The organism is Thermoleptolyngbya sp. M55_K2018_002 (assembly GCF_015295965.1).
Taxonomy (GTDB): Bacteria; Cyanobacteriota; Cyanobacteriia; order Elainellales; family Elainellaceae; genus Thermoleptolyngbya; species Thermoleptolyngbya sichuanensis.
In genome coordinates this window covers 1-8,196 of sequence record NZ_DVEA01000114.1, presented here as the reverse complement: position 1 = coordinate 8,196, position 8,196 = coordinate 1, and the positions used below count along the sequence as shown (strand labels likewise).

The window sequence follows — 8,196 nt, the reverse complement described above, 5'->3', positions numbered from 1 at the left end:
TCGTAGGCATCGATGGCTTCGGCGGTGCGCCCCAGTACCCGCAGCCGCTCGGCCTCTAGCAGCAGGTGGCGATGCAGGTAGTTGGCAGGGCAATAGGTGGCCCAGCGCTTGGTCATTCGCAGAAACTTGTCAATCTGGCGCAGATATTGCCGCTGCACCTGGGGCGAAACGCTGTTGTAGCGGGCGAGATAAGATAGCGGCCAATAAAAATATAAGAGGGCATAAAGCGAGGTCATGGGCGACGATTCTTGATATGCCACAGCCTGTTTTCCGGTTTTAATCGCCGTGGCATAGTCGCCGATGTGATACGCCCAGATCACCTTGGCAATGGAGCCGTAGAATAGGGGAACTCCCAGTTGTCTGTCGATAAACTGGGGAATCATTTCGTCTTCGTTGTAGATGCTGCCGACCAGGCGATTCGCGTAGCGATCTGTTCCAGAATCGCCTGCGATGCCCTGGCCGCGCAGGTGCAGTACCAGTTGATGCCAGGGCAGCATGGAATAGACCACCTGCTCCTGTCCAAAGCTGAGGAGTTGGGTTTCGTATTGCTGAAAGGCTTCGGCTACCTCATACAGCGGTTCGCCCAGCAGCAGTTGGTGAAAGCAGTAGACCGAGGCGGCCAGCGAGGCGGCCTCCTGGTTGCCCAGTTCCAGTCCTTCGGCATAGGCGGCGAGGAGTTCGGGGAGCGATCGCCGCAGGGGTTCTTTCCAGTGGCGCAGACAGCTTTCATATCCGACAATGACGATTGTTTTGAACTGGCGGGCATTGAGCCGTTCTATGACTCGCAGGCTGAGTTGACCAAAGTCATAGGCTCGGTCGATATCCCCCAGCCCCGCCCGCAGCATCACGCCATAGGCCACGCCCTGCACTGCCGTCTGGGGCGAACTGCCGTATTTGACGACCAGATTGATCACGCGCAGTGCCGTTACGGCAATCAGATAAGGTGCGGCATTGGCGGCGGCGATGATCGGCGAACCAACGAGCCGCATGATCGCTTCTTTGACCGGATCGGTCATCGGTGGCAGCGCCTCCAGATCGCGGGAAGAGCGGTTGCCGATGACCAAAAAGCGCGTCCGCATTAGCTCCAGCCCGACCTGGAGGCGACTGGGATGGCGAGGGATCTTTAGCCCCAGACGGTTGGCCGCCGTCACAAAGATATCCAGCGCCGCGTCCATGTTGTTTTGGGCGGAGTAGGCGGAGATTTGCGTCTGATAAGCCTTTACGGTGTCTAGGTCGGCGCGGGCGTGATGCAGGATCGTGTCGGCAAGCTGGTTGACCAGATCAAAATCGCCTTTCAGGTAAGCGGCTTCGGCAGCTTCTTCGTGCAGTGCCAGGGTGAGTTCGTATTGGTTTAGCCAGCTCTGTTGGTCGAGCAGGTCGGCTCCGGCCCGCAAATAGCGCAGCGCCGTGTCGTAGGCGTTGGATTCTTTCGCCTTTGTGCCTGCTTGCAGGTTGAGCCGCGCCAGTTCGTGCCGCTCGACGGCGTGGGCGATCAACCCTGCGCCCGTGTTCAGGTGGTTCACAATGTCGAACAGGCGATCTTCCTGCTGTTCGGCGGAACTGTGGGTGAGGAGCGATCGCCCGATGCGGTAGTGGATGGTTTCGCGCTCGGTTTCGGGAATCAGCGAGTAGGCCGCCTGCTGCACTCGGTCGTGTAGAAACCGGAAGGTCAGGTCACGGTTTCGGGACGGGTCGCTCTGCCACTCCTCTGCACCAGACAACTCCTGCCCATTCTGCTCCAGGCTGGCAAACGGATAGCCCTCACCCAGCGGCATCACCAGCCCTTCCTCGACGCTCTGCCACAGGTCGGTGGCCACTGCGCTCTGGGGCAAGTCGGCGGCGATCGCCAGCGTGGGCACGTCGAACTGGTTGCCCAGGCAGGCCGCCAGCCGCAGTACCCGCTGAGTGTTGGGTTCCAGCTTCTGGATCTTGTCGGCCATTAGCTCGACGACATCTTCTGGTAAGCCCGTATCACGAATCTGGCTCAGATCCCACTGCCAGTTTCCTGACGACGCATCGTAGTTGAGTAGCCCTTCGGTATACAGCGACTTGAGAAATTCCGTCAGAAAAAACGGGTTGCCTTCCGTAATCTGCATGACGTAGCTGGCCAGGGGGGCGATCGCCTGCGGTTCGGCACAACAGGTATCGGCCACGATCTGCTGCACCGTGTCCGCATTCAGCGGGGCCAGGTCGATCTGGTTGACCCGCACGCCCGCCTGCCGAATCTGTTCCAGCGTCAGCATCAGCGGGTGGGCCCGGCTGACTTCGTTGCTGCGGTAGGCTCCTACCAAAAATAGGTAGCGGCTGTCGGGCGCAGTCAGCAGGCGCTCAATTAACTTTAGCGAGGCTACATCCGCCCATTGCAGGTCGTCTAGGAACATCACCAGCGGGTGTTCTGCCTGGGTAAACACCTGGATAAAATTCTGAAACACCAGGTTAAAGCGATTCTGGGTCGCATCGGGAGCCAGCAGCGGCACCTCCGGCTGGGGGCCGATAATTAGCTCGACTTCAGGAATCACCTCGATCACGACCTGACCGTTGCGCCCCAGCGCTTTCGACAGCAGCGCTTTCCAGCGGTCGATTTGCGTCTGGCTCTCGGTCAACAGTTGCTGTATTAGCTCCTGAAACGCCTGAATCAGCGCCGAGTAAGGAATATTTCGCTGAAACTGGTCGTATTTGCCCGCGATGAAATAGCCCTTGTGGCGCGTGATGGGTTTGTAGATTTCCTGTACCAGCGACGACTTGCCAATGCCCGAATAGCCCGCCACCAGCATCACCTCACTGCGTCCGGCGGCCGCCATCACCGCCCGTAGCGCTGGCAGCTTGGACGGGGTCATCGGTTCTCCAATCGGTTCTCTATCCGCTTGCCCCCGTGCTGTTGATCCTGCGGTCGCTGCTTGGGCCGCTGCCACCCGCTCAAAGCCATCCAGCAAAAGCTGCACCTCTCGCTCGCGCCCGTAGAGCTTTTGGGGAATCTGGAAGCGGCCAGAAGCGTCGTCTTGCCCCAGCGGAAAGGGGGCGATCGCCCCAGTGGCCCGCAGGTCTACGAGACAGCGCTCCAGATCGGTCTTGAGTCCGTAGGCGCTCTGGTAGCGGTCTTCGGCGTTTTTGGCCAGCAGTTTTAGCACAATTTGCGAGAGGACGGGCGGCACAGCCGGATTTGCGTCGTGGGGCGGGTCGGGCTGCTTGGCCAGGTGGCTATGGATTAGCTCCATCGGGTCAGACGTGCTAAAGGGCGGACTGCCCGTCAGCAGTTCATACAGCGTCGCCCCCAGCGAGTAAAAATCAGTACGATAGTCTAGCGAGCGGTTCATCCGCCCGGTCTGCTCTGGCGATAGGTAGGCTAGCGTGCCTTCCAGCCGATTCAGCGTTTGCAGAGTCGGGTTTTCGCGCGACAGCACCGTGGCATTGCCAAAGTCGATCAGCCCAATGCGGCCCGTGTCTGCGTCATACACCACGTTGGCGGGGTTCACGTCTTTGTGAATCACGTTGGCGGCATGAACCTGGCCCAGAATGTCGGTGAGGGCGATCGCCACCGACAGCACCTCTGGCATATCGAGCGATCGCCTCAGCAGCAGCCGTTGCAGCGACTCGCCGCCAAAGTCCTCCAGCACCAGCACCACGCCGCTCTGATGTGGCTCCAGTCCATAGACGCGGCTGATCCCGTCCACTGCCGACAGCCGATTCAAAATCTCATGCTCCAGCCGAAACCGCGCCAGTTCCTCTAGTGAGGGATAGTCTGATTGAGTGATCTTGAGGATTACAGGCACGCCATCCGACTCGCGCCTAGCCCGATACACCACCGAGCGGCTGCTCGTGTGGAGTGGGGTCAGCCCTTCATAGCCCGCAATTACGACCATGCCGGAGGAGCGCTAAAACAACTAAAACAAAAACTGGGTTCTCAGGATGATACTGTAGACCGGCGGATTTTCGCTGAAATTATTCGGGTTAAACGACACAAAAAACATCGGCACTAGCCCTACATTGTCATTCAGCGGAAAGTAGTAGCTGGCCAGCACATCGACCTGCGTGCCGCCATCGCCATAGCCCCCTACCAGAAACTCCTCACCATCCGTCACGTCAAACGGAATCGTCGCCGCCAGCGTGCCCAGCGCCCCCGGCTTGCCCAGGTCGGGAAAGGCAAAGCCCAGTTGAAACGCCTGCACTTCGACATTGCCACCCTCCCGCAGGGGATTGATCGGGTCAATCTCCGACGTGCTAAAGGAATAGCGCCCAAACACCGCAAAGCGAGGCGATAGTGCCCAGTCAAAATTCAGCACAAAATTGTGGGCGATGATGTCGTCCACCGTGCCGCCAAAGCCGTCATCCACCGCGCCCCGCAGCGAAGTCAGTAAAAAAGGAAACACCGCCAACCCTTCGGGCACACCCGGAAACGGCGGCGGCGCTTCTAGCCGACTGCGGTTATACAGCAGGCGAATATTGGCGTTAAAGCTGGGGGAATAGGTCAGTTCTGCCAGGATATTGTTATTGCCGTTAAAAAAGCCCCGGCGGGGATTGGCCGGGCCATCGCCGCCAGGGGAAATAAAGGGTTCGTCAAAAATTTGCTGCGATCGGTCATTGCGAGACAGATAGCCCGCCCGCAGCAGCCATTGGGGGCTGAGCGTCCACTCAAACAAGCCGCCTGCCCCCGATAGCCCGTTGCCTGCCAGCGTGCTTTGGTAGAAATTTAGCCCGCTGGAGCCGAAAACGATGTTGGTAAACGGGTTTTGGTCGAAATGGCGAAACGGCAGGATGCGCGGCCCCACCACCAGCCGAAAGTCTTCGCTAAACAGCGGAAAGGCGTACTTTAGCTCGAATAACCCGACAGAATTGGGCGACAGCGGCGTAACGGGGTTGGAATCGGCGTAGGGGATGCCAAAGCTGCTGGTGAATCCGGCAGAGCTGAAGGCGCTGGCGGGCGGGTCGCCGTTGCCCATTGCCAGGATCATCGTCAGTTCGTCGGTCTGCTGAAAAGACCCCGTAAAGACGAAGTAGGTCGAATAGCTGAGGGTGGTGGAGGGATCATCTCGCACGGTTTCCACCACCGGATCGCCAAACTGCCCCGTTTGCAGGTCAAACTGGCGGGCCGGCCGCCGCGCTGCCGGACTCACACCCGGAACCGTGATGCCTTCGGCCAAAATGTCGCCGCCTGCAAAGGCGTGGCTGAAGTTAAAAGAGGCCAGCGTGTTAAACCGCAGCGTGGTGGAAAACTGGTTGGCTTCCAGTTCAGAAACGGCGGCCTCTAGTTCATCCAGGCGATCGCCCAGGGTGGCCAGTTCGGGTGCAAACTCGCGCTGGAGGGCTTCGATGCGGGCGATCGCCTCCGGATCAAGCTGCTCTAGCCGTCCCGTCACTGCATCCAGACAGGCTGCCAGCCCCGCTGCAAACTCGTAGCGCGTCATCGCCTGCCCGCCCCGATACAGCCCGCTGGGGTAGCCCTCCAGACAGTCCAGCCCGCCCTGGGCTTCGTCATTGGCCAGGTAGGCCAGCGCCTCATAGGCCCAGTCGCCCGGACTGACATCGGCAAGCTGCGAAACCGAAGTCACCTGCGCCATCTGGTCTACCGCCAGCCCGTCTAGCTCTGCGGATGGGGCGGCGGCTTCGGCGACAGATCCGGCTTGATACGCGGTGTGGTCTAGGGCAGATTCATCCAGGGCTTGCGAGTGGGCAGGAAATTCCAGCGCCAATAGGCCGAGCGACAGTCCCAGAATTGCCGAACATCCCTGGCGCAGCCGAATGCTAAAGCGTGTGCTGAGGGGAGGAATAGGACGGGCGATCGCCCGCTGTATCTGGAACGGAACGGAATATAAACCCACGATTTCAAATCCTCACACGCTTCAAAATCAGATTCAAAGATTCCCGCAAGGGCTTGTTCAAATTTCGTTCAAAAGCTTGTGCAAAGTTTTGTACAAAGCTGGTTTGAGAAGCATTGAAATCCACATTCAAGGCTGCCTTCACAACCTCGTTCAGAATGGCTAGATAAGGGTAGTCTGCCTTCCCCACTCAGGTTCGTACCAGCGTTCGCGGTCTTGTCGAACTCCTGTCAGAGTCTTGTCCACAATCACATCCTGCAATCACATCTTGCACATCAGCAGACTCTAAAAACGTTTCTAGAACGCTTTATTTGCCCGCTTTATCTGCCCGCTTTATCTGCCCGCTTTATCTACCTGCACTATCTGCCCTAGATGCACGCTCACTACCGCAAATTTGCATTGCAGGCGAATAATCTACGAGTACTATATAGTAAGTCCGAGTCAAAAACTAGCCGTCTATCAAAATGGGATTCTGAGCAGAACTTTGTGAGTCTAGCCTGGCTGTTTATCCCGATTTCTCTCGTGGCGCTGGGCCTGGCAGGCGGCTACTTTCCGCAGTTGCGCCGCGCCGTGATGGAGTTGCCTCGCCCCCGGGCATTGCAAACCGATGCCGAGTGGGCGGTCGCTTCGCCGCCGCTAATTTCGGTCGTGATTCCGATGTACAACGAGGCTGAAAACCTGGAGGGCTGTATTCGCTCGGTGCTGGACTGCACAAGTCTATCTGCCAACCGCCTCCAGGTCTGGGTGATCGACGACCAATCTACCGACGACACACTGGCGCAGTTGTATGACCTGCAAGCGCGACTGGCTGATCCCCGGCTGCATATCCTGGCGGGCCAGCCCCAACCCGCGAACCAGCGCTGGTCTGGTAAGAACTGGGCCTGCTTTCAAGCCTCGCAGCACGTAGACGACGACTGGCTGCTGTTTATTGATGCGGACGTGCGGCTCAAGCCGGGGGCGATCGCCTCGATGGTGCAAACGGCGATCGCCCTTCAGGCAGACCTGCTCACCTGCATTCCGCAAGTGGTCAGCGGGTCGCTGGTGGAATGGCTGGTGCAGCCGCTGATGTTTGCCAATGCCGCAGTCACGTTTAATTCTGAAGCCGTGCGCGATCCAAAGTCGCCGACGACCTACGCGCTGGGTCCCTGCCTGCTGTTTTCGCGGGAGAGCTACGCGGCGGCAGGCGGCCACGGCGGCATCGGCGCGGAGGTTGCAGAAGATGTTGCCTTTGCCCGCACGCTCAAGCATCAGGGCTTTCGAGTGGTGCATGTACTCGGTCGCGACCTGCTCAGCCTGCGGATGTATCGCTCCTTTGGAACCCTGTGGGAAGGCTGGACGAAGGTGCTTTACGTCGGCGCAAACTATAGCGTGCCGCTGATGCTGCTGCTGGCGCTGGTGATGCTGTCGATTTACACCGTGCCCTGGCTGGCGCTGGCGATCGCCCTCGCTTCCCTGTTCACCACTGGTGGCCTGGGCGGCTGGCTCTTGCTGCTGCTGGCGATCGCCGGCCTGGGGCTGCAATATGCCATTCGTGCCATCGGCTCCCATGCCCTGGGCACAACGACGCGCTATTGGTGGCTGCACGTCCTCAGCGGCCCGCTGATCACCGCGCTGGCGATCGCCTCTATTATCAAAGCCGAAACGGGCTGGGGCTGGACGTGGCGGGGGCGATCGCTGAAGCCGCTGCGTCGGGTTTCTTCGTCGCGCCACCGCTGAGGCAGATTTTGGATTTTAGATTGCCGATTTTGGATTTTAGATTGCCAGCCCAAAATCCAAAATCCAAAATCCAAAATCCAAAACCCACCTCACTCGTTCAGCAGCAGATAATACAACTGCCCCGGATGGTTGATTAGCCCAGCGCGATCGCCCGCAAGCTGCCCGCTGCCCATGTAGATATCGACGCGACCGGGCCCACGAATCGCGCCGCCGGTGTCCTGATCCAGCACGTAGCGGCTGACGCGGCGCGGGGTCAACTGTCCTGCTGCTTCCACCTGGGGAATGTCCGTGCGGATCAGCGCCAGGGCACCGGGCGGAAACACGGTCTTGTCGGTGGCGATCGCCCGCTCAGCGGTGACGGGTACGTTGAGAGAACCGATGGGCGGCGCACCGGCCGTTTCTCGGAAAAACACAAACCGATTGTTGCGCGGAATGTAAACGTCTAACTCCGCCGGGTTGCGCCGAAAATAGTCCAGCACCACGGGCAGGCTCAGCCCCGCTTCTGGCACTTTGCCGTCGTTGATCAGTTCCCGCCCCAGGCTGACGTAGGCGTAGTCTGTGCGGCCCGCATAGCCAATGCTGAGGGTCGTGCCATCGGTCAGTTGCAGCCGCGCCGACCCCTGCACCTGGATCAAAAACGCTTCTAGGCGATCGCGCAACCAGGCAA

Annotated in this window: 4 protein-coding genes; 1 reads left to right on the top strand and 3 read right to left on the bottom strand. The window is 59.3% G+C overall.

Translation table 11 applies throughout. The features are described from left to right. Both IGS51_RS05675 and IGS51_RS05670 read right to left on the bottom strand, forming a co-directional pair. On the bottom strand, positions 1 to 3,860 hold a 3,860-nt coding region (locus IGS51_RS05675; RefSeq protein WP_297077001.1), incomplete at its 3' end, for a serine/threonine-protein kinase PknK. Between the two features lie 21 nt (positions 3,861 to 3,881). Then, a complete protein-coding gene (locus IGS51_RS05670; protein WP_297076999.1) occupies positions 3,882 to 5,816 on the bottom strand; it encodes an iron uptake porin in 1,935 nt (644 codons plus the stop codon). A gap of 483 nt (positions 5,817 to 6,299) precedes the next feature. Here IGS51_RS05670 and IGS51_RS05665 point away from each other — a divergent pair, with 483 nt between their 5' ends. Then, positions 6,300 to 7,529, top strand: a complete 1,230-nt coding sequence (locus IGS51_RS05665; RefSeq protein WP_297076994.1) for a glycosyltransferase family 2 protein — start codon at positions 6,300 to 6,302, stop codon at positions 7,527 to 7,529. A gap of 89 nt (positions 7,530 to 7,618) precedes the next feature. On the opposite strand, the gene IGS51_RS05660 is transcribed toward IGS51_RS05665, so the two are convergent. Continuing rightward, positions 7,619 to 8,196, bottom strand: a 578-nt coding sequence (locus tag IGS51_RS05660; RefSeq protein WP_297076992.1) for an MltA domain-containing protein, incomplete at its 5' end; no start/stop codon positions are given.